Annotated in this window: 18 protein-coding genes; 10 read left to right on the top strand and 8 right to left on the bottom strand. The window is 57.7% G+C overall.

The features are described from left to right. Positions 1-333: 333 nt before the first annotated feature. From NHH03_RS23025 to NHH03_RS23005, 5 genes are all read right to left on the bottom strand, one after another. Positions 334-1311 (bottom strand): hypothetical protein, encoded by a 978-nt coding sequence (locus NHH03_RS23025; RefSeq protein WP_253160098.1) that lies wholly within the window; start codon positions 1309-1311, stop codon positions 334-336. Between the two features lie 115 nt (positions 1312-1426). Further along, the gene (locus tag NHH03_RS23020; protein ID WP_315861481.1) at positions 1427-2833 is read right to left on the bottom strand and encodes a hypothetical protein; all 1407 of its coding nucleotides are present in this window, start codon (positions 2831-2833) and stop codon (positions 1427-1429) included. Between the two features lie 63 nt (positions 2834-2896). Then, a complete protein-coding gene (locus NHH03_RS23015; protein WP_253160095.1) occupies positions 2897-3805 on the bottom strand; it encodes an alpha/beta hydrolase in 909 nt (302 codons plus the stop codon). A 597-nt stretch (positions 3806-4402) separates the two neighbouring features. Next, positions 4403-7231, bottom strand: a complete 2829-nt coding sequence (alaS, locus tag NHH03_RS23010; RefSeq protein ID WP_253160093.1) for an alanine--tRNA ligase — start codon at positions 7229-7231, stop codon at positions 4403-4405. A gap of 109 nt (positions 7232-7340) precedes the next feature. Beyond that, positions 7341-8219 carry a hypothetical protein gene (locus NHH03_RS23005; protein ID WP_253160091.1) on the bottom strand — a complete coding sequence of 293 codons (879 nt, stop codon included), beginning with the start codon at positions 8217-8219 and terminating at the stop codon, positions 7341-7343. 320 nt (positions 8220-8539) lie between these two features. Between NHH03_RS23005 and NHH03_RS23000 the strand changes: the two genes are divergently transcribed. The 4 genes from NHH03_RS23000 (at position 8540) to NHH03_RS22985 (ending at position 14918) form a co-directional block, all read left to right on the top strand. Beyond that, complete coding sequence (locus NHH03_RS23000) at positions 8540-12949, top strand: DUF4332 domain-containing protein (RefSeq protein ID WP_253160089.1); 4410 nt, start codon at positions 8540-8542, stop codon at positions 12947-12949. A gap of 133 nt (positions 12950-13082) precedes the next feature. Next, positions 13083-13358, top strand: coding sequence for a DNA-directed RNA polymerase subunit alpha C-terminal domain-containing protein (locus tag NHH03_RS22995; protein WP_253160087.1), 276 nt, complete (start codon positions 13083-13085; stop codon positions 13356-13358). Between the two features lies 1 nt (position 13359). After that, entirely contained in the window at positions 13360-14460 is a 1101-nt protein-coding gene (locus tag NHH03_RS22990; RefSeq protein ID WP_253160085.1) for a hypothetical protein, read from the top strand. After that, positions 14457-14918: a hypothetical protein gene (locus NHH03_RS22985; protein ID WP_253160083.1), complete on the top strand. Its 462-nt coding sequence runs from the start codon at positions 14457-14459 to the stop codon at positions 14916-14918. The genes NHH03_RS22990 and NHH03_RS22985 overlap by 4 nt, the downstream gene beginning before the upstream one ends. A 4-nt stretch (positions 14919-14922) precedes the next feature. On the opposite strand, the gene NHH03_RS22980 is transcribed toward NHH03_RS22985, so the two are convergent. Both NHH03_RS22980 and NHH03_RS22975 read right to left on the bottom strand, forming a co-directional pair. Next, entirely contained in the window at positions 14923-17193 is a 2271-nt protein-coding gene (locus NHH03_RS22980) for a SulP family inorganic anion transporter (RefSeq protein ID WP_253160081.1), read from the bottom strand. A gap of 29 nt (positions 17194-17222) precedes the next feature. After that, positions 17223-18767 carry a UxaA family hydrolase gene (locus NHH03_RS22975; RefSeq protein ID WP_253160079.1) on the bottom strand — a complete coding sequence of 515 codons (1545 nt, stop codon included), beginning with the start codon at positions 18765-18767 and terminating at the stop codon, positions 17223-17225. Positions 18768-18923: 156 nt separating this feature from the next. Here NHH03_RS22975 and sucC point away from each other — a divergent pair, with 156 nt between their 5' ends. The 6 genes from sucC to NHH03_RS22945 all read left to right on the top strand — a co-directional run bounded on the left by sucC (position 18924) and on the right by NHH03_RS22945 (position 24926). Then, on the top strand, positions 18924-20111 hold the full coding sequence (gene sucC, locus NHH03_RS22970) for an ADP-forming succinate--CoA ligase subunit beta (protein ID WP_253160077.1): 1188 nt from the start codon (positions 18924-18926) through the stop codon (positions 20109-20111). An 84-nt stretch (positions 20112-20195) separates the two neighbouring features. Continuing rightward, the gene (gene sucD / locus NHH03_RS22965; protein ID WP_253160075.1) at positions 20196-21065 is read left to right on the top strand and encodes a succinate--CoA ligase subunit alpha; all 870 of its coding nucleotides are present in this window, start codon (positions 20196-20198) and stop codon (positions 21063-21065) included. A 334-nt stretch (positions 21066-21399) separates the two neighbouring features. Next, positions 21400-22665 (top strand): M48 family metalloprotease, encoded by a 1266-nt coding sequence (locus tag NHH03_RS22960; protein ID WP_253160073.1) that lies wholly within the window; start codon positions 21400-21402, stop codon positions 22663-22665. A gap of 134 nt (positions 22666-22799) precedes the next feature. After that, entirely contained in the window at positions 22800-23252 is a 453-nt protein-coding gene (locus tag NHH03_RS22955; RefSeq protein WP_253160072.1) for a hypothetical protein, read from the top strand. A 34-nt stretch (positions 23253-23286) separates the two neighbouring features. Then, entirely contained in the window at positions 23287-23973 is a 687-nt protein-coding gene (locus tag NHH03_RS22950) for a hypothetical protein (RefSeq protein WP_253160070.1), read from the top strand. A 239-nt stretch (positions 23974-24212) separates the two neighbouring features. Continuing rightward, positions 24213-24926, top strand: coding sequence for a PEP-CTERM sorting domain-containing protein (locus NHH03_RS22945; protein WP_253160068.1), 714 nt, complete (start codon positions 24213-24215; stop codon positions 24924-24926). 720 nt (positions 24927-25646) lie between these two features. Here NHH03_RS22945 and NHH03_RS22940 read toward each other — a convergent pair. Further along, positions 25647-26291, bottom strand: a complete 645-nt coding sequence (locus NHH03_RS22940) for a hypothetical protein (RefSeq protein WP_253160066.1) — start codon at positions 26289-26291, stop codon at positions 25647-25649. Positions 26292-26676 lie beyond the last annotated feature (385 nt).

The raw sequence follows: 26676 nt of genomic DNA, 5'->3' as shown, positions 1-26676 counted from the left end.
ACCCTAGGTCGCGAGCACCGGGAACACGCTCTCCCCGGCGGGATTCGGCGGCTTTGCCGCCGAATCCCGCCGGGCAGCGCGTGTTCCCGGTGCTCGCAACCTAGGGTGGCGGTTTGCTCGCTGCGCTCACAAGACCTGACCCTAGGCTACGTGTGTCTAACGCCGTTGGCGTAAAGAGATCGAAGCGGCAATATGCGGATCCATTTGAATTGAAACGGCTGTTTAACGCTGGCTTCAAAACTCACGCGCCGGGTTACCATAAAACCGCAAGCTCAAAACTCAAGCGTCGGCTCTACTGACTCGACAGCGCGCGTGTGGGCGGCGTCCCGTCGATCAGGCGCCGTACGGGATCACGGGAGGAAATGGTCCCATGCTGCGTTTGGGGATTCCGTTGTATTCGGGACGTCCGCGTTTCGCGCCATAGTGTGGGTCATCCGTCAGAGTTGCCAACATACGTTTCTGGTCAGCGTTGGAAACCGTTCGGGTACCACTGCGAACCTTCGATGCGATCTGGCCGCCGATCACAAACTTGCAGGCGTCGTGACCCGAACATTCTTTCGTCGACAAGTTGTGTGTTTTATCGGGTGTATACAGCACCATGCCTTCGTAGTCGGCCACAATGCACTGCACCACATAGGCGATCGCTTCGGATTGATGAGTGGACAGCGATGCATAGCGAAGATCCATCACGGCATGCGCACATTCATGGATGATCAAGGCGCGTGTTTCAAAGCCATTGATCGTCTTGTGTTTCAGGTGCAATGCGTCATAGGCCGGATAGTAGATGCCCGGCGATGCCTGGTTGGGACGATGGGAAACCAACATCCTTCCTTGTTCGGCGTAGTCCTTGATGGTCAGCAGGTCACCGCCGCGAAAACGAAAGCCGAACATTGTAAAGCTGATCGAACTGAACAGTGATCGATAGCGCTGAATGGTTTGCACCAGTGCATCGCGTGCTTGATCATGGGGGCTGATCGGTGGCGGAACATGGTGCACACGATTGCGCGTGAAGATATGACCACGCATCGACGTTCCATTACTCATCCGAATCCGATCACCACTGGAAAATTCGTAATTCATTCCATCGGATGACTTGGTGCAACCGACGAAACGGTGCAAATACCAATTCACTTCACGCGGGTCATCGGTTTGGAAATTGAAACGAATGAATGCTTTGACATCCGTCCAATTATCTCGCTTGGCGACGTTTCCCCAGTCGTCTCCATCGTGGACGTAATAGGGAAAACTACCTTTAGGACCCCAGAAACCGCTGTTGAATGACAGTTTCTTGATTGGTTCAGACTCAAGCATCTCTTTCGACCTGTACAAAAACGGATTTGTCCCCACTGAGGACTGTCTTCGTAGCGTCCTGCCGATGCGTTGCCAGAAAACCGATTGCTTTTCGAGATTTTCTCTGTAACGGAATTCAGTCTTTGCCGCTGTCGGTGCCGACCACCATCCGGCTGATCCCTTGCGGCAAATTAAAACTGACCAAGATTTTGTCGTCGGCCAGGGCGAATGAGTTGGTGGTCAATGACGCCTTGGATTGTACCGATTGCAGCGGCAGCCGATCGTTGCCGATTTCCAATCTGAGTGGCGCACTTGCAGTGGGTTGATCGATGGCAACCGTGAAGTCGGGACAGGCCAGCGGTGCATCAAACTGGATCGTATGAGGGGTTGGGCGCTGGATGGTGGTCAGTTTTCGTGCCGCCCAATACCGCCCAATTTCACTCAGCTTCATCCACCGCGTGCGGTCGGCGAATCGAGACTGAATCGCGAGCACCACTTGCTTGAAAGCTTCAAAGCCACTCTTGTTTCCGTTGCAGTACATGCCGGGCCAGTGGCACAGCATGATCGCCGGTTGGTCTCGCTCAATTAATTCGACCATCCTGCCTGACGTCGCGTCTTGGTTGCAGTAGCGATCGGGTTCTGATTCTCGCACGCCTTCCCAACTGCCGAACCAGTCGCCGGTCCCCGCCGGCACGTTCATGGTCAGGTTCGAGATTGTTTTTTCACCCCCGATAAACTCCAGCTTTGGATCGGTGGATTCGCTGCCCGTTTTGACGTACTTGAAGTAGTGCGGCAGTTCGCTTGCGAACACGTCGCGTACTGCCTGGTGCACCGCCAGCGGCAATTTGTCTTTGACCGCATTGCCGAACCCGCCCGGCGTGGTGATCCCTTCACACTGCAAGCCACAATTTTTTAAGATCCGCAGTGCATACGCCAAATACTCCGCTAGCTGATCGACACTGATATCGGTCTGCGGGTAGCTATTTTCCATCGTTGCCGCGGTGGCTGTTTCCATGGGCCGTCCGGTTTTCAGATCGATCACACGGGTGTGCGTGATCATTTCCGGGTGGATGTCCCAATTGGGCATCATCAAATCGCGGACAAGTGCCAGAGAGTTGTCGAGATCTTGTTTGGACCAACCGGGTAGCTGGCGGTCCATCCAACCGACACAGGCGGGATAGGGAACGATGCTGTATTTCCCTTTGACACCCTGCTGGGCACACCAGGTGCCGAATTCACGAACGAAGCTGTCGGGGATTTCTCGCGGCCAATCTTGCCAGGGCTGTTGATAAATCTCGCGTTTCGGCCATGCCTGGGCGAACTGAGGCATACAGAAATGTCCCATGTTCACCAGGCAGGTCGAGTCGTCAATGATGAACGACAAGGGGACTCGACCGCGAGGATGCATGATGCGTACGCCGCGCGGCAATTGCGGCAGATCGTCCTCCGCATCCAGTTGATGGGGCTGCAGCATCACCGGCGCAGTGATCGCGGCCGCAGTCAGTTGCAGCGCGCGACGACGATTAAACGGAAACTCGAGCATTGGATTCGACCAGTAAAAACAGTTGCGAGAGAATTGCCCATTCGCCACAGCGGATCGGTGCGATCAGCGGTCGATCAAATGCTGCTGGACGAATGCGGTCGCTTGTTTGCTGACCTGATCGCCAGCTCCGGCAACGCCGTGATTTCCATTGGGGATGACAACCAATTGGGATTCGACACCCACCGATTGCAGTTTCTCATGCAGATTTGAGGCATGTTTGATCGGCACGATGACATCGGCGTCGCCGTGAACTTGCATCATCGGCGGGTCATCGCTGGTGGCGTAAGTAATCGGAGAAACCGACTTGACCAAACCGGCATCCAGCTGATCGGCCGGTGTGCCGGGTTCGGATCCGATCAACTGGCGATAGGCCGGATGTTGGTGGTCGATACTGCGCAGCAAGGTCCAGTCGGTCGGCCCGGCAAAACTGACCGCACAGGCCACGCGCGACGAATTGCGTTGGACCGGATCCTGGGAATCCGGATTAGCCACGTCATCGCACAACGCAACATAGGCTGATAGGTGGCCGCCGGCCGAACCGCCGGTGACGCCGATGCGTTTGGGATCGATGTTCCATTGGTCGGCATGTTGACGCACGAATTGGATCGCGCGTAGGCAATCGTTGACTTGGGCCGGGTGAGTTTTCACGTCCGTGAATCGGTACTCCACCGAGACGACCGACAGTTTGCCTTGGGCCACCAGGGCATGCAGCCAACCCGGCACATGTTTTTTTGAACCGCCGCGCCAGCCGCCGCCATGAAGAAAGATCATTGCCGGCAGTGGATGGACGGAATCGCCCAAATAGACGTCCATTTTTTGAGCCGGATGATCGTCGTCGTAGGCGATGTCCCGCTTGATTGTCACCGAATCATCTGATTGTGCGATCAACGGTGACGGACTGATGTTCCATGATCCGGCAATCAATAGGATCGAGAAAATGCCGATGGCAATGCGTTGGACAGGGGCGCGCATTTGATGGTTGCTCGGATAGCGGGGGTGGGGCAGAAGTCCGCATTGTAGCCGACCCTCCTTGGGAGACGTCAAAAGTATTACTGACGTTTGCATCAAGGAAAACGATCCAGTGAATGACATCGCTCCGCGATTGAGAGCTGGCGGGGGACACACGTGATTGAGTCGCGGAGCGACGTTGGCGTCAGCCCCAGGCCTTGCGTTTATAAACATCAACGAGCCCTGGAGGGGCGGTAGAGAATGTCGTCGCTCTGCGACTGCGCGGTATGTCGTCGCTCAATCCAGGGGTTTCACCCCTGGCTAACGAATGACATCGCTCCGCGATTGAGAGCTGGCGGGGAACACGCGTGATTGAGTCGCGGAGCGACGTTGGCGTCAGTCCCAGGCCTTGCGTTTATGAACATCAACGAGCCCTGGAGGGGCGGTAGAGAATGTCGTCGCTCTGCGACTGCGCGGTATGCCGTCGCTCAATCCAGGGGTTTCACCCCTGGCTAACGAATGACATCGCTCCGCGATTGAGAGCTGGCGGGGGACACACGTGATTGAGTCGCGGAGCGACGGGAGGGGTTAGCCTGTTGGCGTCAGTCCCAAGCCTTGAACTTATTTCAGCTGCTCTTGCATGGATGCTTTGGCGGCTTGCAAGGCTGCGGGCAGCTTGTCGGGATCTTTGCCACCGGCCTGTGCCATTTCGGGACGGCCGCCACCGCCACCGCCCACCATCTTGGCTGCGGCACCGACCCATTGGCCTGCGTTTAGCCCTTGCTCGACCAAGGCATGGCTGAGTCCACCGATCAACAGCACTTTGTCCCCTTGGATGGTGCCCAACAGCACGGCCGATCCGCCGTCCGATTTCTTGCGGATCTGGTCAATCCAGCCGCGCATCACATTGGGATTCGCGCCGGGGACTTCGGCAACCACGACGACGGTCCCGCCAATCGTTTCACCTTGGGCGATCAGATCATCCGCAGTGATCTTGCCACCAGCGGTGGCCTGTTTCAGTTGGCTGATCAGCTGACTGCGGTCGGTCAACAACGAGTCAATCCGCGCCAGCACATCGTCGGGTGAAACGTTTAATCGCCGCGTGATGTCGCGGACCAACGAGCGGACCGCAACGTAGTCGCCTACGTCGCTGGTTTCACAGTCACTGGCGATGACAAAGCTAGGCGAGTGGTCGGATGATTTGCCGGCGGCCAGATCTTTTTTCAGCTGCCGGACTTCGCCAACGAGTTGCTCGATTGCCGCGGCGGCTCGCGTTTGGTCGGTGCCCAGTTTGGCGGCGATCTCGCCCAGCAACTCCAATGTGAATTGGCGATGTTGTTCGGCGCGTTTGCCTGTCAAAGCAACGATCCGTCGGGTGCCGGCCGAAACACTTTCCTCGGCCAGCAGTTCGAACGTTTCAACGTTGGAGGTGTTGTCGACATGGGTCCCCGCACACAGTTCTTTGCTGAATTCACCGATGGTCACCATCCGCACCGGATCAGGGTACTTTTCACCAAACAACATCATCGCACCGGCCGCACGGGCTTCGGTCAACGGAATGGTTTTCCAGCTGACCGGTGCACTTTCACCGATTCGCACCGCAACATCGCTTTCGATTTTTGCCAACACGTCATCGGGGATCGGTTTTTGGTTGGTGAAATCGAATCGCAATCGATCCTCTTCGACCTTACTGCCCTGTTGTTGGGCGTGGTCACCGATATTGGTGTGCAGGGCATGATGCAAGATGTGGGTCGCCGAGTGGGCGCGAGCCAGGGCGCCACGGCGGTCGGCATCCACGACCGCGGTGCAAGCGGCTCCTTCCTTCATTTCACCACGGACCAATTTGCCGTGGTGCACGATCAGTCCGCCATGCTTTTGCGTGTCGCTCACGACAAACTCAAATTCGTCAGACGAAATCGTACCAGTGTCACCGATTTGGCCGCCGGACTCACCATAAAACGGCGATTCATTGATCACCAATCGCAGCTCCAAATTACTGGGGCGATCGACATGGCTGAGCAGTTGGCCTTCGTCATCTTTACTGCGTCCGTCGCCGGTGATGATCCCTTTGACAATCGCGTCGGCGGTGGTGTTGTCGTAGCCGACGAAGGGTGTTTCTCGCAGCGCTTCTTTGAGCGTTTCCAAAGGCCCGGTTTGAAACAGTTCGACTTGCCCGGCGCCACTGGCGATGGCGTGTTGCTGCATCGAATCGTTGTAGCCGGCCCAGTCGAACGTGAAGTTCTTTTCGGCGGCTAAGGTTTGCAACAATTCCGGTGGCACGCCGTAGGTCGTGTTCAATTCCGCAGCTTCTTTGCCGGAAACCATGACGGCCGTTTGTTCCTGCATCTCTTCGAACAATTGTCCGATGCGTTTCATGCCGCCATCGATGGTCCCGAAGAACGCGTTCTCTTCGGCCTCGATCACTTCGGCGACGCGCTGCAGCGTTTCGCCCAGCTCCGGGTAGGCTGCTTGACTAGCCTCGGCGACCGCAGGCACCAACTGGTACAGGAACGGTTCGCGCAGGTTCATCTGGTAACCGTCCAGCACGGCCCGACGAATCAACCGCCGCACCACATACTTGGCTTTGTCACGTCCGGGATAAACATTTTCGTGAATCGAGAACGTGCAGGCGCGGGCGTGATCGGTGATCCGTCGCAGACGTCGGCCGTTGTCACTGTTCGGGTCGTAATGCATGCCGACCACTTCGGCCGCCGCATCGACGATAGGTCGTAGCGAATCGATATGGAAATTCGTCGTCACGCCTTGCAGGACACTGGCGGTCCGTTCCAGTCCCATCCCGGTGTCAATGTTTTGGCTGGGCAGCGGTTTCAGGTTGTTCGGCGGATCACCCACACGGTTGAACTGGGTGAACACCAGGTTCCAGATTTCAACGTCGCTGCCGTCATCCAACTGATAGTAGATCTCGCTGCAGGGGCCGCAGACGCCATCGGGGCCTTCGCTGGGGGCCGAGGCCGGCCAAAAGTTTTCGTCTTCGTCCATCCGCACGATGCGGTCATCGGGCAACCCGATCGATTCTTTCCAAATCCCATAGGCTTCGTCGTCATCTTTGTAGACCGTGACCGACAAACGCGCCGGGTCGATGCCCAGCCATTTCTTGGACGTCAAGAATTCCCAGGCCCAGGCGATGGTTTCGTTTTTGAAATAGTCGCCAAAGGAGAAGTTTCCCAGCATTTCAAAGAACGTGTGGTGAAACGCGGTGCGGCCGACGTTGTCGATGTCGCCGGTTCGCAGGCATTTTTGACAGGTCGTCGCGCGAGTAAAATCGAGTTTCACTTTGCCCAGAAAGTGATCTTTGAACTGGTTCATGCCCGCCGGAGTGAACAGCACCGAGGGGTCCCAGGTGGGGACCAGCACGTCGCTCGGTTTGCGGACACAACCTTTGGATTCAAAGAATTCGAGATACTTTTCGCGTAGTTCGTCTGTTTTCATAGATCTGGGGCACAGAGAATTGGTGCAGGATGCAGATGGGCGGATGATATCGCACCCGCCGGGTTTCTCGTAGGCGGCTGAGACCGACTGGCCAGCCGTGGTCGAAACGCTACAGCCGTTCGGCGGGGGTGGGGACGTTGGCGATTTTCAGCAACACCACCGTTTGCTGTTCCATTTGATCGACGTTTTTGCCACCCAACATCTCTTTTCCCAGTCCCTTGCGGTCGGCGGTTTCGGCGATCACAAACACGTCGCCTTCATGGCCGCGGATTTCAAAGTCCAGGGAGTCGAGTGACCAGGATTGGCGACGGACATCGATTCGCAGCGCCCCGTCGCCCTTGACCCAGTCCTGCCGCATCTCGCCGTGCTGGATTTCCGGTCGAAATCGAATCCGAACCTCGGCAGATGAGTCGCCGTTTTGAGGGGTGACGGCAAACAGAAACTGGGGGTCACGCAGGGTGCGTCCGACCGGCTGGGGCGTCTGATTGACCATCACCACATGGTCGCCTTCGATCGGCAGTCGCACGGGCAATTCGTAACGTTTGCCGATTCGCATCGGTATCAAACGAGACCCCTCGCTTTGGTGGCTGGAAACCGCCGCCGAGGCCAGGAATTGCTCGACCACATCGGTCGTCTCTTTGGTTTTCAACGTTTCCAGTTTCTGGGTCATGCGGTCGGTCTGGATCGCCTTTCCGATCCGCATGCCGTTTTGTTGCAAGACCGTGCGGGTGGCTGACGGCAACACCGTCTCGTCGACCCACTGCCACAATGATTGCAATTGATCCGGGTCGTTGGGGTCAAATTGAATCTGCACAAAGCGGGCGTCCAATTCGATATTGCGTGCGATTTTTCGCAGTGGCAAATCCGGTGCTGCGTTGTTTTCGTCGCCTCGATCCGACCAGCCGTTGACCGACGTGCAGCCGACGCCGGTGCTGACTAAGACACCGGTCGTGACCAACAGGCACAACCAGAACACGTTCAGTGCCATCGAAACGTCGGTCCGGGAGCGGTGGGAGGGCGGCATTACGATGTCGCGTGGAGGGGTGATTTGGCAAGGGATGTTGCGACGCGGGGCGGAATCGGAGCCGCCGTTGGATGCTGTCATCATGCTGTGACGTACGAATTTCCCCTGTTCGACGTCAAGACAGAGCGCACATTTTCTCTCTTTCCGTGAAACTCGACTTTCACTAAAGTTCGCCCGTCTCGCAACCGACACCGCTGGATCCTCCCGTAAACACCGAAACGAATTTTGGTGCGGATCAAGCGACGGAAATGAAATTGCTGCTGTGGCCAAGGAGGAGCCCGACCATGTTGTTGGATCGCATCGACATCGATAATCATGGCCCCCTAAACCGTGTGGAATTGGGGCCATTCACCGAACACCTCAACGTGATCTGCGCGCCGGAGGGGTCTGGAAAGACCGCCATTGCACGTTTTGTTCGCGATTCGTTGATCCGACGGGAATACCCGTTGGGAATGATGAGTTCCTCGGCCGGGCGAGTCGTCTGGGCCGATCGCAATGGAAAAATCCATTGTCGCCGCGAACACGATGGGACGCACAGCGGTCGCCGCACCATCGAATTCGAATCCCGTGGCGACGCTTCGCATCGCTTCGATTGGCTGCACGGCAGCTGGGTGGGCGGGATCGCCGACTCAACCGACGCCTCGCGTGCGTTGGAATCCATTCGCATTCCCGAAACCATCGTTGACGGGATTGTCACCGACACCGCCGTGACCAGTGTGTCACGAGTGATCGCGGCCTGTCTGGCCAGCGGCTTGATGGACCCGGCATTGTTCGCCAGTCTGCCGATCAATCAATCCACCGTCAGCGGATTGTCACCGGCGGAATCATCCGCCGATCAAATCGCACGCCGCGCGATCCGTGACGAATTGGCACGCGTCGAAGCCGAATTGGCGACGTATTCACCCTCGCAGTACGAACCGTCGCTGTCCCCGCGTAGCGAGTTGATTCAATTGCGTCGCCGCCAGTTGCAATCGCGGTTGAGCTACCTGCAAACGCTGGCACAGCAATCACGCCGGCCCGCACCACTACGAACGCCTGCGGTCGATCCCGCGGTGATCACGGCACGGCAACATCGCGCCGCGGCTGCAGAGCTGTCGCAGCTGCACGATCGAATCTGGCAGTTGCGGGTGCGTCATAGCGAACTCTCCCGCTGGTTGTCTCATCTGCAATCCGATCGCAGCCGGCATGGCTACAACGCGCCGGTCACCGCATCGCCCTACGCCAGCCATCGCGGTTTGGGGCTCTCGTCGGGACTCTCTGTGCCCAAGAATCTGTCGCCGGAATTGGACGCGGCGCTGCGTGATCGACTGCAAGCGGTGGACGCAGAAATCATTCGTTGGCGTCGTGTGCTGTCCGAATTGCACGGATTGCGTGACGCCTACTTCACTACCGACAGTCGCTACCAGGCGGCTTCCGAGTCCGGGTATGATCGATCGTTCCCGCTGTCTGATCAAGTCTTGCGGCGCGAGCGAATGAACCATTTCCTGCGTTCGCTCGATCGCTATGCCGACCACCCCGCGGCGTTTATGTCTCATGCCGCAGCCAGTTCCTATTGGCCCGACGAAATCGATCTGCGGATCGAAGCTGTCATTCGCCAAATCGATTCATTGGCGACCCATTATGATCGCAGCAATGCATCGGCGCCGCAGTGGTATCGCGAGCTACCCGAATCGCACGGCTATCGAGGTGACGCATCGTTGGTGCGTTCACTGCATGCGATTCGTGACGATCTGCAAAATGCTCGTCGCCAGGGTTTCCGATTCGTCAATGAATCCAGTCGACACGATCAGCGACAGGACGAATTGCGGGCGTCCGAGCGCTGGGTGATCGCATCGATCCAACGATTGATGCAGTATCGGGAATCGTTGGTTCATGATCAACGGTTGGCACAACAACTTCACTATCCGTCCTGGTTGGACGAATCCTATCACCGCGAGAGTTGGTCTCCTTGGTACGTCGATCATTTGAACAACGAAGCGGTCGCACGGACGCGTGAACTGGAACAGGTTTCCGGCGAACTGGACCGCTGCGTCGCCGATGCGTCTCGCTTGCGTCGGCAAATGCGCGAGCTGCCGGTGGTTGATGCGTTTTCAGCGATTGACATTCCATTGGCCCCATCCGCCTACGGAGCTCATTACGCCTACGGAGCGCATGATGCCGATGGCATTGACCAGCGTGCAATTCAATCTGAAATCGATTCAATCGTGGCTGAACTACGTGCCATGGAGTTGGTGGAAACGGTTCCGGCGGCCGAATTTGCGGGCGCCGGTATCGGCGAACAGGCTTCCTCGCGTGTGGCCTGGTTGAAAACTCGCCGTGGCGAACTGATCCAAAAATTGGGGGCTCCCGAGCCTGTGCGATCCAACGCGCTGCCGCTGGTCGAGGAAGCCAGTCAGTGGTTGGTGCGGCTGTCCGGTGGACGGCTTCGCCGAGTCGATTGGAACGCGGCTGCGGCTGATGCCGTAACCCGGCAATCTGGCGCTGCAGCGATTCCTGGATTCGCCCGGATCGATGGGCTGGATGAAGCCCACTGTCCGGCCGTTGATCGCGCCTTGGCCGCACTGGCGCTGCGTTTAGCAGCCGGCGATCTGTTGGCTCGAACCGGGCGTGCGATCCCATTGTTGGTTGAAACGCATCGCGAACTACTGCATCGCCGCTCGATCCATCCCCATCAATCGGCTGAGCAAGCCGTTGATTTGGCCGTGATCGCGGCACTGGACGACTATGCCAAAAATGGTCGCCAAGTCGTCTTATTGGCGAGTGACCGCACGTTTGCCGATCAGATCTCGCGGCGTGGCGGACAAACCTTTTTCATTCACGGCGAACGCGTTGCGCATGAACATCGCCCCTTGTGGCGTCCGCACTATGCCGGCGAATCTTACGTCGGACCGCACGGTCATGTAGCCGCAGCAGCCGGGCCGTCACAGCCACCGGGTGACGTCTATGTTGATCAATACTTTGACAACTCGCCGGTCGGTGCAAGTCTGGCTGACATCAACCGCAATTTGGATGCGATCTGGCAGGAAGCGTACGGGATTTCACCCTATGCGACGGGCGGGGCACCGATCCCAGCCCAGCCGCACCCGGCCCAGCCGGTCGCGCCCGCTCATCCTGGGCCTCCGGTGGCAACCCAATGGCATGACGGTTACTACTTTGCCGATTCCTACACCACCGCAGGTCCGGTCAACACTGGTCCGGTCAACACTGGGGCGGCCCAGCAGGCTCGCAACGGCCAGTCGTTGGCGCAGTCTGCTCCACCGGAATCGGCTCGCAATCGAGCACCGGTGTCGCCGTTTTTCCTGACCGTCGACAGCCCCATCGATCAAGCACCCTCGGTCGATGCCGTAGCTGCGTCGCGGCTGCGTGGGTTGAGTGTGACGCACGTCAATCACTTGATGAACCAAGACCCCAATCGTTTGGCTGATTCGCTGGGATTGGCCGGCGTGACCGCGGCCACGATCCGCCGCTGGCAATCCGAATGCCGGTTGGTTTGTCACGTCCCACAACTACGCGCCTTTGATGCGCGTGTTCTGGTCGGCTGTGGCATCATCGACGCCGGGCATCTGTCGTCGATCGACCCGATTGATCTGCTCGACCGCGTCGAAGCCTTTTTGGCCACCGAACGTGGGCAACGGATATTGTTGAGCGGGACCAGCTATGAATTGTCGCGTATCACCAGTTGGATCGCTGCTGCCAACGTCAACACCGACGACGCTCCGCTGATCGGCGACGCAGATTTCCATACCGTTGACGGTCGCGTGATCCGCCAAACCCGCCAGCAACGTGTGCTGGGGCAAGACACGACTGACAGTGATCGCTATGAGTATGAGTTCGTTGATGACAACGGCCACGTGGTCCGCGCCCGTTCGACGCGACCACGCGGTGCCGGTCGACGCAGTTCCGGGCAACGTGATTCTCGATCAACCGGCCGCCGTGTCCTGCGAAGCGGAGGCTCGCGGCATCAGGTCTCGTCCAACCATCACGGCGGCGAGACTGCCACTGGATCTCGCGAGGCTCGGACCGCACGTCGCAATCACCAATTGGACCGCGCCGTCTATCAACGCAGCGGTCAGCTGCACCGCTCGGAAAGTCGTTCCGATGACGCAGTAGCGGCGGAAGGCCAACGCGAAAGCAGGCAGCCGGTGCAGCGTGTCGTGCGTCAATCGTCACAGCGCTCTGCCGGACCGGATCAGCCACGCTCAAGCCGTGTTTCACCGTCCGAAACCAACGACGCGATCGATGAATCCGGATCCGAATTGCGGTTCTACCTGGAACGAGAAAGTCCGATCGTCGATGCCCCGTCGATCGGCAACCGAATGGCTGCGAAATTGGAAGCCGTGGGCATCACCACGGTCAACGATCTGCTGGACTCCGACCCCAGTGATTTGGCCGAATGGCTGGACCATCGTCGAATCGATGCAGACACCATCATTGCCTGGCAAAATCAAGCGATTCTGGTTTGCCGCGTTCCATTGCTACGCGGTCACGATGCGCAACTGTTGGTCGCCGCGGGTGTCACCACACCCGAGGAAGTCGCGGCATTTGATGCCAACGAGTTACTGGTCTTGATCGATCCGATCGCCCGTAGCAATGAGGGCAAACGAATTCTACGTGGCGGCAAGCTGCCAGATTTGGAAGAGATCAGTTTGTGGATTCAGTGTGCCGGCCAGCACCGCGAATTGCTCGCCGCCTGAAGCTTTGCAAGCAAAGCCGTTTTTTCCAAAACACTGAATTTTTGTTCCTGACACTTTGCCAACCGGCAACCGATCGCTTACTCTCTCGCCGTCTTTGTTTCTTTCTATCTTGCCCGACCAAAAGGAGTTTGGAATGAGCACGCGAATTCCACTAAGCCGCGCCGACGAGGAAGCTCGTTTGCGCACGGAGCGTTTAGATCTGAGTATTGCCGAGATGGGATTGTCGGTCCGCACGACCAACTGTTTAGAAGAGACTGGGATTCTGACGGTCCGCGATTTGTTGGGCGCGACGCCCAAACGCTTGTTGGCGATCAGCAATTTCGGTGAAAAGACACTCGGGGAAGTCTACGGCAAACTCGAGGAACTCGGTTTCTATCGCCCCAGTCGTCGGCCGCAGCAGCCACGTTGATATGGCGCGCTTTCCTCGACCCTGGAGTAAGAAGCGGGGAAAGCGGTTTATCGGCACGGAGCTACGAAGCCTGCTGTGGGAAACCGCTTTCTACAGCGGTGTCTTTCTTGTCGGTGTGTTCGTGCTGTCGCTGGTTCTGATCAATGAACTAGCGAGTTGGGAACATCTGGAGGCTTTCAAGGAGCTGACTCAGATTCAAACCGACGCTGTCACACCGCCGGAATTAAACGGCGGTGGATTAGCGTCCTGGGTTTTTGGCATTCTGGGAATTGCAGCCATCGGTTCAGGTGCCGGCGGTTTGATCTATCGGCTGGTTCGTGTCGGCGCCAGCAGCGAGCGTCGTTCGGCACTTGCCACGCGGGCCTCGTCGATTGAAATCATCGTTCCCGCCTCTGGGGACATCGACAAAATGCCCTCGGTTCCTCGGGGTGACTCGTTGACCGACAGTCCCGGCGAGCGTCTGACCTATCGTCTGGCGGCGGAAAACCCCGGCGGCGGCGAATTGTTGGGGCCGATGTTGTTGGCGTTGCTTTGGAACGCCGTTTGGTTCGTCTTGCTGGCCGTCGTGGTGCTGGGGTTTTGGTATGGTAGCCCACGCTACATTCTGACCGGCCTATTGATCCCGTTTGGCGCGATCGGCTACTGGTCCTTTCGCTTCTTCTTGGCTCAACTGCGTCGTACGGCAGGCATTGGGCCTACAATTGTTGAGATCAGTGACCATCCACTTTATCCAGGTTGCAAGTATCGGCTGTTCGTTTCCCAGTCGGGTCGGCTGCGGTTTCGCCGATTAAATGTACGTGTCGCTTGTGAGGAAGAGACGGTGTATCGACAAGGAACCGACGTTCGAGTCGAACGATATGAAGTTTTCACAGAAGAATTGTGTGCGGCACGCGATGTTCGAGTTGACCCGCAGGGGCCTTGGGAACAACAATTTACATTGGACCTGCCGTCGAACGTGATGCATTCGTTTGTTGGTGCGCACAATGCGGTGCGCTGGAAAGTGATCGTTTCTGGAGAAGCCCGTCCGTGGCCATCGTTCTGCCGAAGTTTTCCCGTCGTCGTACACCCACCGGGTTTGCCGCCGAAACGCAGCCCGCGATGAGTGTGTCGTTATGCCGCGAGGACGGTGTCTACGAAGGCGGTCGCGAACTAAAGGCGACCTGGCGGGTCAGCCGCGTGACACTCGACGCGCTGAGTGCGATTGAGATATCTGTACTTTGGTACACCGAAGGAAAAGGGGACATGGATCTTCATGTGCACTATTTCCAGCGGTTGGAAGAAGAGCAGATTCGTCGCTCGGGATTGGCTGATCAGCAATCCTTGACATGCCTGTTGCCGGCCACGCCGCTGAGTTACCACGGGCGCCTGATTCGTTTGCGATGGTGCGTCCGCATGCGGTTGTTTCTCAACAGTGGCCGTGAAATCGTCACCGATCAACCGTTTCACCTGGTCGCCCCCAAATCGATCCAGCCGGGCAAGAGCCACCGAGTGAATGCGATTTCGTTGGGATTTCAGCCACCTCGGAAGCGACCAGACGCCGGCAACGACTCGGCTGGCTGAGTGATCAGGATTCTTCGCTAAAGAAGTCGATCTTTGCGGTGGACACGTCGTACATTGCGCCGACCACTTTTGCTTGCCCCGACTCGACGGCCTTGGCGATCCCGGCACTGCGACGGAGGATTTCTTGGACGGTCAGATTCACATTGCGAATCGCGACTTCGTCGACAAACGCTTCTTTTCCACTGGGCAGCAACTGGTCGGCCGAACGGCATTCTTCGGGGCTGACACAACCGGCGACTTCTTGCACGATCGCCCCCAGGTGACTGCAGCCGGTTTCTGCAGCGATGTCTAGGTTTTTCCCGAGCGCGTCAACGCTGGCGGTGACAGCGCCGCAGCGGGTGTGCCCCAGCACGAGGACTAGTTTAACGCCGCTCACCACGACGGCGTATTCCAAACTGGCCAGTGTTTTAGTGCCAACGATGTTCCCCGCCACGCGGACGCTGAACACATCGCCGATGCCTTGATCCAAAATCAATTCCACCGGGACACGTGAATCGATACAGCTGAGGACCGCCGAAAACGGATTTTGCCCCATGCTGGTGGAATTGATTTGCCGTCCCAGATCACGCCTCAATCGCCGTCCACTGAGGAACCGTTCATTGCCCTCTCGCAGCATCGTTAGCGCCTGGTCGGGCGTGATCCGATCTTTCAATTCACGGGTCGCGTAATCGGCATACAACACTTCATCGCCCAACTTGTATTTGTCACGAAACCCGCGAAGCGAGACCGTGACACCGCGCGCTTTGGAGGTGCTCCGTTTGTACTCGCGAATCATGCTCAGGATATCCGGATCGATGTAGTCGGAATTGGTGGCATCGATCATCAGATGCGTATTCGGTTTGGCTTCATTGAGCAGTTTGTCCAGTGATCCGCGATTGAGAAAGCTGACTTGAGGCGCCAATTCAATGTGCGTGATCTCGCCATCAAGGTGGGTTTCGACGACACGTCGTTGAGGCAATCTCAGGTTGCTGTTCAAGATAAACAGGGTGCTGACGACCAAGCCGATCACGATTCCGATCAACAGATCGGTGAACACAATCGCCACCAACGTGATGATGAACGGAGCGAACTGATAGCGACCTTCGGCCCACATCTGTTTGAACAGTTTTGGGCTGGCGAGTTTAAACCCGGTGACCAACAGGATTGCCGCCAATGCCGACAACGGAATTTTGTTCAGCAAGCTGGGGAACAGGGCGACACACACCAGCAGCAAGATGCCATGGAAGATCGCACTGACCTTGGTCTTGGCACCGCAGTTGACGTTGACGCTACCGCGAACGACCACGCTGGTCACCGGCAGGCCACCCAATAATCCGGACGTCATGTTGCCGATGCCCTGGGCAAACAATTCGCGATTGGCGGGCGAGTTTCGCTTGTGCTTGTCTAGTTTGTCGACCGCTTCTAGGTTCAGCAGTGATTCCAATGAAGCCACCACGGCAATCGTCATCGCAGCCATGTAGACGGCCGGATTGAGCAGTGCAGTGAAGTCCGGAAACGTAAAGAAACCGGCAAATTCGCTGGCCGAGTTGGCCACGGGGATTTTGACCAAGTGATCGCCCGCGATCGCCCAGTCCGCGCCCATTGAATCAAACACCAGTTGCAACCCCAGGCCGAACAGCACCACTGCTAGCGGGCCGGGAACCGGCGATCGTTTCAGAAATCCGCTCCGCTCCCAACCGACCAGCAAGGCGATCGACAACAGTCCCACCACCGCAGCGCCCCAGTGAAAGTCACCGAAGATCGACAACAGTTCTGAAAACGTGTTTTCGGCATCGGGCTGGGCGAATGACATCTCGCCCTCGGGGTCCGTGTCGTGCCCCAGCACGTGGGGAATCTGTTTCAAAATCAGGATCACGCCGATTGCGGCCAGCAGTCCCTTGATCACGCTGGACGGGAAGAATGCGCTGAGCGCACCAGCGCGCAGCGCGGCCATTCCGATTTGAATCACACCGGAAAGCATGACGGCCAGCATGAATGCCGGAACCGAACCACAGGCAGCGACCTGGGCGATCACGATTGCCGTCAAACCTGCGGCCGGACCACTGACGCTGGTGTGTGATCCGCTGATCGAACCGACGACGATGCCGCCAATGATGCCAGCGATCAAGCCGGACATTAAAGATAATTGCCCCGGTTCACCGGTTGCTCCGGACGCCAATGCGATCCCCAGACACAGCGGCAGTGCGACCAGGAAGACGACCAATCCGCCCTTGAGATCGGCGGCGATCGTCCCAGATGAAAGGGGCGTCAGGTCGTGACCGGTCGGTTCTGTCATATTTATGTTCAACGTTTCAGTCACTTTCGTTACAAGGTCGGACCAACGGTCCAGGGGATGAATTCGTAGTCGCCAAACCCGTTCCGCTCACTGGCGGTGGGCAGCCCACTGGCAACTTGCAGCGCGAATTCAAAGAATTCATCGCCCAGCTGTGTGATGGTTTTCCCGTCGATTGCTTCGCCGGCATTCAGATCCATGTCGCTGCGCATGTGCGCGAACAGAGCATTGTTTGATGCGATCTTGATGACCGGGGTCGGTTTGCAGCCGAAACAACTTCCTCGACCGGTGGAGAACAGCACCAGGTTGGCGCCCCCGGCGACCTTGCCGGTCACACTGGAGGGGTCAAAACCCGGTGAATCCATGACCGCCAATCCTTTTGTCGTGACGCGCTGGGCATAGTCATAGACAGCTTCCAATGCGGTCGAGCCACTTTTGGAAACCGCACCCAGGGATTTTTCCGTGATCGTCGTCAAGCCGCCGGCTTTGTTACCGACCGACGGATTGTTGTCCAATTGGCCGCCGTAGTGAGCGACGTACTGCTGCCACCAATGCAGCAGGTCAATCAATTTTTGAGCGACCTGTGGTGTTCGGCTGCGTGCGCACAAGAGTTGTTCGGCACCGTACAGTTCTGTGGTTTCAGAAATGATCGATGTGCCTCCACAAGCCACCACGCGATCGGAAACCACGCCAATCGCTGGGTTTGCGGTGATCCCCGAATAGCCGTCACTGCCGCCACATTCCACTGCGATCATCAATGCCGATGCATCGACGCTGCTGCGCTCAAAGCGATTGGCGCGATCGAGTATCTGTTCCAGCAACCGCTCGGCCTTGTCAATCGTCTCAGCCGATCCGCCTTCGGTCTGCATGGTCAGCGTCGGCACGCCGTCGTCGCGTGTTAGCGGTTGGCCGTCCGGCGCGTACAGGGGCACAATTCCGTGATGCTCCGCGAGGTAGCCCGATGTGTTTTGCTCGCATCCCAGGCCGATCACCAGACAGCCGCCGACGTTGGGGTGGTCCGAGTAGCCGGCCATGGTGCGGCCGATCATTTGATGCTTGCGGCCGTTGTATTGCAGCGCGCATCCGGTGGTGTGGGTCGCCGCAAACACACCGTCAACGTTCGGCCAGTTCAGCATTCGCTGGGCATCAAACCGCTCGACGACTTTGTGGCACACCGTGGCGCTGCAATTGACCGTCGATAGGACCGCGACATAGTTTCGTGTGCCAACACGACCATCGGGGCGGACGAATCCGTCAAATGTCCGCCGCAGCGGTGTCGGATCGGGCGGCGGCGAGGTGGCGGTGATCTCCGCCACGACCGTGTGCTGGTCACGCAAATTTTGCGTGTGAACATGGCTGCCGGCCGAAATCAATTGGTTGGCGATCCCGATCGGCTGGCCGTACTTCAGCACCGCTGATTCGGCGGGAATGTCGCAAATGGAAAACTTGTGCCCGCTGGGGATTGGATCCAGGATTCGGATCGGCTGGCGGTCAAGCTGGACCACATCCCCCACCCCCAAAGGCGCGGTCGCGATCGCGACGTTGTCGCTGTCATGGAGACGGATGAATTTTGGCATTTTTGTTTCGGTCGCTGCGGCGTTCCCTATGGTTCCGACGTTCGCGTCGCGCACGTATATTCGCCCACCGGCGGTCTGAGCACCAGGGTACGAATTGGACCGGACCCAAGCCAACCTATGAACCACTGACTTACGCGAGAGCGGATCGGAACCTCGATGAAAATCCACGAATACCAAGGCAAACAACTCTTTCGAGCCGCCGGAGTCCCGGTCTTGGAAGGCATCGTCGCAACCACGCCAGACGAAGCCGCCGCGGCCTACGACAAACTGGGCGGTGCCATTGCGGTCGTCAAAGCGCAGATTCATGCCGGTGGCCGCGGCAAAGGCACGGTCATCGATGACCCCAAGCAACACGGTGTGGTGTTGGCCAAAAGTGCTGACCAGGCCCGTGAGGCCGCCGCCGGGCTGCTGGGCAAGAAACTGGTCACGATCCAAACCGGCCCCGAAGGCCAAACGGTCAACAAAGTCTTTGTCGAAGCCGGCTGTGACATTGCCCGCGAATTGTACCTTGGGATCGTGCTGGATCGCGCCGCTGCCAAACCCGTGTTGATGGTCAGCACCGAAGGCGGAATGGAAATCGAAACGGTCGCCGAAGAAACGCCCGAGTTGATTTTCAAAGAACACTTCGATCCGGCCGTCGGACTGGAAGCCTACCAAGTTCGTAAACTGTGCAAGAAGCTTGGCATCACAGGCGCCGCCGCCAAGGCCGCTGCGAAATTCATGCCCGCCATGTGCCGGTTCTACGTGGATTCGGACTGCGAGTTGTGCGAAGTCAACCCGTTGGTGATCACCGGTGACGATCAAATGATCGCGCTCGATGCGAAAATCAATTTCGACAACAACGCGCTGTACCGGCACCCGGAATATGCCGAACTGCGTGACCTGGGTGAAGAAGAACCGAGCGAAGTTCGCGCCAGCAACGCCGGGCTGAGCTACGTCAAACTCGAAGGCAACATCGGTTGCCTGGTCAATGGTGCCGGTTTGGCGATGTCGACGATGGACATCATCAAATACCACGGTGGCAAACCCGCAAACTTCCTGGACGTGGGCGGCGGTGCCAACACCGAACAAGTCACCGAAGCGTTCCAAATCCTGTTGTCCGATCCCAATTGCAAAGGTGTGCTGGTCAATATCTTTGGTGGCATCGCCCGCTGCACCACCATCGCCGGCGCGATCATCGAAGCCAGCAAGACGGTCGGATTCACCGTCCCGTTGGTGGTTCGTCTGGAAGGCACCGAGGTCGAAGAGGGCCGCAAGATGCTAGCCGACAGTGATGTCGACATCATCAATGCGGTCGACATCACCGATGCCGCCAAGAAAATCGTCGCCGCGACCGGGGTCTGAGCTTTCATCAGCCACCCCGGCCTCGCCCAGCTATTCAACCCAAACAAAACCAAGCACACCAGATTCATAGAGACGATTGTTCCAATGAGCATCTTAATTGACTCCAATACCAAAGTGATTTGCCAAGGGATCACCGGCAAAGCGGGCACGTTCCACACGCTGGGGTGTCGTGATTACGGCACCCAAATGGTCGGCGGTGTCACGCCCGGAAAAGGCGGCCAGAACGTCGATGGCGTTCCTGTGTTCGACACCGTCGAAGAAGCCGTCAACGAGACCGGCGCCGATGCGACCATGATCTTTGTGCCGCCGCCGTTCACGGCCGACGCGATCCTGGAAGCCTTGGATGCGGGGATCAAAGTCATCGCCGCAATCACCGAAGGTGTTCCGGTGATCGACATGGTCCGCGTGTACGAAAAAGTGCGCGCCAGTGACGCGGTACTGATCGGTCCCAATTGCCCCGGTTTGATCACCCCCGGCCAGTGTAAAATCGGCATCATGCCCGGCTACATCCACAACCCCGGCAAAGTCGGTGTGATGAGTCGCAGTGGGACGCTGACCTACGAAGCCGTTTGGCAAACATCCGCTCTGGGGCTGGGGCAGAGCACCTGTGTCGGATTGGGTGGTGACCCGATCGTTGGCACCAACTACATCGATCTGCTGAAGCGGTACCAGGCCGATGACCAGACCGAAGCGATTTTGATGATCGGTGAAATCGGCGGTTCGGCCGAAGAAGAAGCGGCGGCGTTTGTCAAAGAACACGTGACCAAACCCGTTGCGGCCTTCATCGCCGGACGCACCGCCCCGCCCGGAAAACGCATGGGACACGCCGGAGCAATCATCAGCGGTGGCAAAGGAACTGCGACTGAAAAGGTCGCGGCACTCGAAGACGCCGGGATCGTTGTCGCGCCCACCCCAGCCGACATGGGACAGGCCGTCGTCGACGCCATGAAATAACGGCCGCGGCCGGTGGCGACTAGGCTCAAGTGATTGGTTTCCCCAACCCGGCGCTCACCGGGTTGTTGATTCAGTTAACCGGTCGCAAGTTGGTGTGGAGGATTTATCCGACCGGCTTTATTCTTCGCAAAAAAACCTCACCCGAGTCGGATAAATCCTCCACACCAGCGCCGTTGAAGTTGCGCTTTCGCGTCGCGTTTGCGATCAAAGCCCAACTTCAAAACACGTGGAATTGGCTGCCTTGCTTCAGGGTTCAACTCGCTATCACGGACTGTTTTGACCATACTGGCCATTGGTCCAGTCCTATTGTGATGACGTGTTCTAAACTTGGTCGATGCAGCTCTACTATTTCCTCGCGATCATTCTCTCGCTTAGTTTCGGTTCGCTGCCGCAGTCGGATCACTCGCTGCAGCACGCGGTCACGTTCACGCTGTTGATCATCGCCGTCTGGTGGGGATTATGCATGCTGTCGGTACGAATGGTTGGCGGGCTGATTCAGCAGGGCGAAGTCAGTGTGGACGTTGGTTATCACTGGTTTGATCGCCAGACCGAGTGGTTGCGCTGGTTCTCGCTGGCCCTAATCGCGCTTTGTCTGGGCGGATTTGGTTTGGCGCGAAACCTGGACCAAATACCGGTCATCCGGCATTCACTTTTTTTGCAGGCGCTACTGCTGCTCGCGCCGGCCGTGGCGATGATGTCTGGATTGTGGGCGGCCGAATACGGTTTGGCCGCAAAACTCGGTTGGGTGCCGCGTGGCATCGCCGTGGCGGTGGGCTCGATTTGGACCGCGTTTCGCGGCAGCGCTGGATGGCTCCTTGCCCCCATTGTGGGAGTGATGATGGCGATTGATTTGGCCACCGCTGCGTCCTTGGGGACACGTTTGCCGGAATGGGCCGGCTGGTTGGTGCTGGCCATGGTGGTCATCGTGGGCATCCCGCCACTGGTACGGCGTGTGTTTCCCACCGCCGCGATGGAGCCTGCAACACAGCAATGGGTTGAATCGCTGGTCGCCGCTGCAGGCCTGCCACGTTGCAAAATCGTGCTCTGGGACAGTTCCGGTCGGATTCACAATGCCTTGATCGCTGGACTGGCAGGACGATTTCGAATTTTGGTTCTCAGTGATCGTCTGGTCGCCGATTTGACACGCCCGCAGCTGGCGATGGTGATCCTGCACGAAGTCGCCCATGCGCGGCGTTTTCATATTCCGCTGCGGATTTTGGCTCTGGTGCCGGCTTGGTTGCTGGGCGCCGGGGTGGAGCGGATGATCGCCCAGTCAACAGCTGCCGGATGGTCAGCAGCCGGTGGCAGTGTGGCCAGCATTCTGGGAACGGTGTTGGTCCTGCGCTGGGTCAGCTATCGATCGGAATTTGATGCCGACGCGGTGGCCTGTCGGATGGCCCCCCGGTTGGCGAGTCAGTGTGTGGATGTTCCTGAAACGGCTACCGCTGCGGCCGAGCAATTGGGCCAAGCGTTGCTGCGGGTCACGATTGACAGCGACGCGGCGCGAAAACCGACATGGTTACATCCCGGCATCAGCGACCGCATCCAAGCGTTCTCGCCGGGACAAGAAACAGGCGAATCCGCAATTTCAGCGGGATAATGTTTTGCTGAAAATAACGATTGCAGCGCATTCCGCTCTTTGTTTTCTCCATCCGAATTGCCTATCTTGAAATGGACTGCGAGAGTCTAACACGCTCTCCACACTCGAATTCCCTACCGAAGAGAGTTACTGAAATGAAGAAAATGATCGCTTCGATCGCTGCCCTGCTCGTTGTTGTTTCGGCCACGACATTGACCGCAGAGGTGGATCTAAAAGGTGTCAAATGTGTCGTCGCTCCCAAAGACGCAACGCTTGATAAGACGGCCAAGTACAAAGAAGGCAACGTCTATTTTTGCTGCAACGGCTGCGCCGGCAAGTTCGCCAAAGACACCAAGAAGTTTGCTGACAAAGCCAACCATCAATTGGTTGCGACCAAGCAGTACGTGCAAAAAAGCTGCCCCATCAGTGGCCGCGATGTGAATCCCGAAATCTCCGCCAAAGTGGCCGGCACCAAAGTCGGTTTCTGTTGTGAAGGTTGCTCTGGCAAAGTCGAAAAAGCCGAAGACGACGCTGCCAAGCTAGCGATCGTTTTCAACGACAAGAGCTTTGAAAAGGGTTTCGAAAAGGCGAAGAAGGAAACCAAGTAGTTTCAGCCATCACGGCATCAACCTGAACCGACTCATGCAAACCCTACGCAGATTCTTTCTGATCGTCATTGCGGTTCAGCTTGGCACCGACCTATGCCAGGCCCAGATGATTTACAGCGGCACGCCGCTGCAACGCGTCGGGTCTGGCTTCTATGAACAGAATGGTGTGAATTGGTCGTTGCGAGGCCCCCAGTTTTTCGCCGGTTTCGGCAACGGAAATCTGGGCGTGCCATTTGGTGGCGCGGCCCCCGGCGCAGGCCTCCGTGGCGGAGTCGGGTTTGCCGGCAACGGGTTGGGTGGTTCGCTGGGGTTTCATTTTGCCCAAGGCAGCAATCGTTCGATCAGTTCGACCACCCCATCGATCACGACGCTCGACGGCGCCCCTGGGTCGATTTCCAGCCAAACCATTCGCCCCTTTGTGACCGGAATCAATCCGGTCGTCGGTGGCTATTCCTATGGCAACCCGACTCGCGAGAATGCCAGTGCGGAACTGTTTCAATCCCGCCAACAATCACAGGCGGCGTATTTGCAATCACGTCTAAACGCCAATCTGCAAGCGAAACAGAGCAAAGCCGCCGAAGCATTCCAGCGCGGCGTTCGAGCCGATACCGAAGGCGATTTGAGAAAGGCGCGGGCCAACTACCGCCGAGCGCTGTCACTGGACCAGGGCCCGTTGCGCGGTCAGATTCTCAGTAAGCTGCAACAACACGGTTGGAACTAGACCTGCCAATTCGGCTCTTGCAACGATCCGCATGGCATTGCGTGACCAAGCGTCAGACCTGACGTATTCGCTATCACCAGTGACGCACGAACAACCCGATTGGTTGACTTGATTGGTCAGTATTCTGTAGCCGGACTGTTCGATCGTTCACTCAAGACGTTAGCTGAGTTGTACTTTCAATCAACGGGCATTTTGTGGTGTCCGACTTGCGTTGAACGTCACTCTCTACAATCTCAGCAATGCGTCTTACACATTCTCTCACGCTCATCGCTGCCTGTTTCGCGTACTCAGCGGCGTCTTCATCCGCAGCGGTTGTCACCGCAAATGTTTCGGCGAGTGTGCAGGCGAATTTCGAGGGCAAAACCGATTCCGCCGTCAGCAGCGCGCTCAGTGATTCGATCTCCGCGTCCTCAGTCGAATTGAATTCACAAACCACCTCCGGCATCAACTACTCTTTCGATCTGGCCAACGGAGCGTTGAGTGCCAGTTCGTTGATCACCACCGAGAAGCTGGTTTCGGCAAAGCGTGGCGGATTTCACCACGGCGCGAGTTCGTTCTTGCTCGATTTTCAGATCGATAGCGAAATGGAATATTCGCTCCATGGAACCTGGGGGTTTTTCGGCAACAGCAATTCTGCGCCCCCGGATTCGTTGGGATTCGTCTTTAGCGGTCCCGATGGAACGATTATCAACAGGACTTCGGGAGTCGCTGGCGGCACCAACGCTGGAGCGTTCAACGAAGTCGGGACGATTGGCGCCGGAACCTATCAACTCGCGTTTCAATCAGAATTGAATGAGACATTTAATTCTCAAGATGTTGCGCGCGTGGGATGGGCCATTGAGGGTTTTCAGCTCAATTCAACGACCACGCTGAGCGCGGTCCCCGAACCGAGCGCGGTGATTTTCCTGGGGCTATTGTCCGCGCTAGGCATCGGGCGACGAAAGCGACGTTAGCAGCATTCATCGGCCACCGGGGACGGACCTGAATGCCGCGGGCCACCGGGGACAGACCTCAAAAAGGCTATCGGGGACAGACCTCAAGGAGCACCGGGGACAGACCTCAAGCGGGGGACGTTTGGTGCTCTGTCCCCACCTTCGAGTACGACATGCGTTCGTACCGAGTGCAATCGGTCACGCAGAACGGAACAGGGCTTACAACCGATCCGGCAAACGAAACTTGGGTCGACGCCTCGAGAGACGCGAACCGAGAACAACAACACGCTGATTGTCGATTACACGTTTGGTGATGACGAGATTGCGCAGCGGACCCATGGCACCGACGCGGGCGGCGGTACGGTCAACGAGACGCTGATCTTCGGCCACGTTGGTCACGGCAGTGTTCGTGGGGACGGTCGGCATGGGGACAGACCCCGGACTCCTGTACCCAAAACGTAGCTGATCCCGCCAGGGTTCAGTCAGGCTGGGACGGCGGGGGAATCTGAACCGTGGCCGGTCCAGCTACGGGGGAAATGAAACGTAGCTGATCCCGCCAGGGTTCAGTCGGCCTGGGACGGCGGGGAATCTGAACCGTGGCCGGTCCAGCTACGGGGGTGAGAAACGTAGCTGATCCCGCCAGGGTTCAGTCGGCCTGGAAAGGCGGGGAATCTGAACCGTGGCCGGTCCAGCTACGGCGGCGTGAATCTGGGGTCCGTCGCCAGAAGGGTCTTCGAAAAATCAACTCGCGTCAGTCAACTGTCGCTCAGTTTGCTGGTCGCCACGATGCTGAGCGATCTTGGCCATGACACTTTGCAGAAACTCGGGACTATCGTGAGGCCCCGGAATCAACACCGGTTTGCCATTGTCGCCAAATTCAAAACTCTCTTTGCACTGAGTCTCGTCCACGTCCGACCAGATCGCTTCGGCACGATGGTAGTCACCCATCGGTTCGAGTCCAAAGCCAGCCGCCCAATCTACCGCCGCCGTGACCAATTTTTTGGCACGCGCGGGGTCACAGGGCTGCACAACCGAATCCCGGGAAAGCCTCTGGATATGCTCCGAGAACTCGCTCAGGTTGATCAGCCTGACAAACGCGTCTTTGACCCCCAGGCCGTCTCGGTCGACTAAGAAGCAGGCAAAAACAACCCGGCCATCTTTGATGCGACGGCTGAGTAGAATTGTCCCGATGCCACTGCCGGTATTGGATTCGAACAGATTGCCATGGACGTAACACTTATCGATTGGATGCTGGAGCGCACTAGCGATCTGTCCACTCAACGAACACATCGCATTCTTCTCTGCGGCCAACTGCTTGCGTTTGGCAAGCTCCTTACTTTTCTTGCGAGCAAGTTTCTTTTGACGTTGCTGTTCAGATTTAGCCATGAGTCAATCCATTTGTCGCAGGGGAAGGCAAGAAATTAATCAGCGGCACTCAGCCCGCTGGATTATCAAGTATTCGACGGTTGATGTTCAAGCCCCGTCGGAATCCCATCAGCCAGACGGCGAGGCGGCACAGTACGAAAACTTGGTGGTAAGAAAATCGGTCGAGGATCCGGGGTCTGTCCCCGGGGGAGGCGGGGGAATCTGAACCGTGGCCGGTCCAGCTACGGGGGAATTGAAACGTAGCTGATCCCGCCAGGGTTCAGTCCAGCCTGGGAAATCAACCGCTGGGGGACAGACCCCGAATCCAACCCGAATGGGGCAATCGGTTGAGGATCCGGGGTCTGTCCCCGGGAAGGTGGGAGATCTGAACCGTGGCCGGTCCAGC

Origin of the sequence: Stieleria tagensis (assembly GCF_024129865.1) — a bacterium.
GTDB lineage: Bacteria > Planctomycetota > Planctomycetia > Pirellulales > Pirellulaceae > Stieleria > Stieleria tagensis.
Note: the sequence above shows the minus strand (reverse complement) of the source record. Positions and strands in the feature narration are given on the sequence as shown.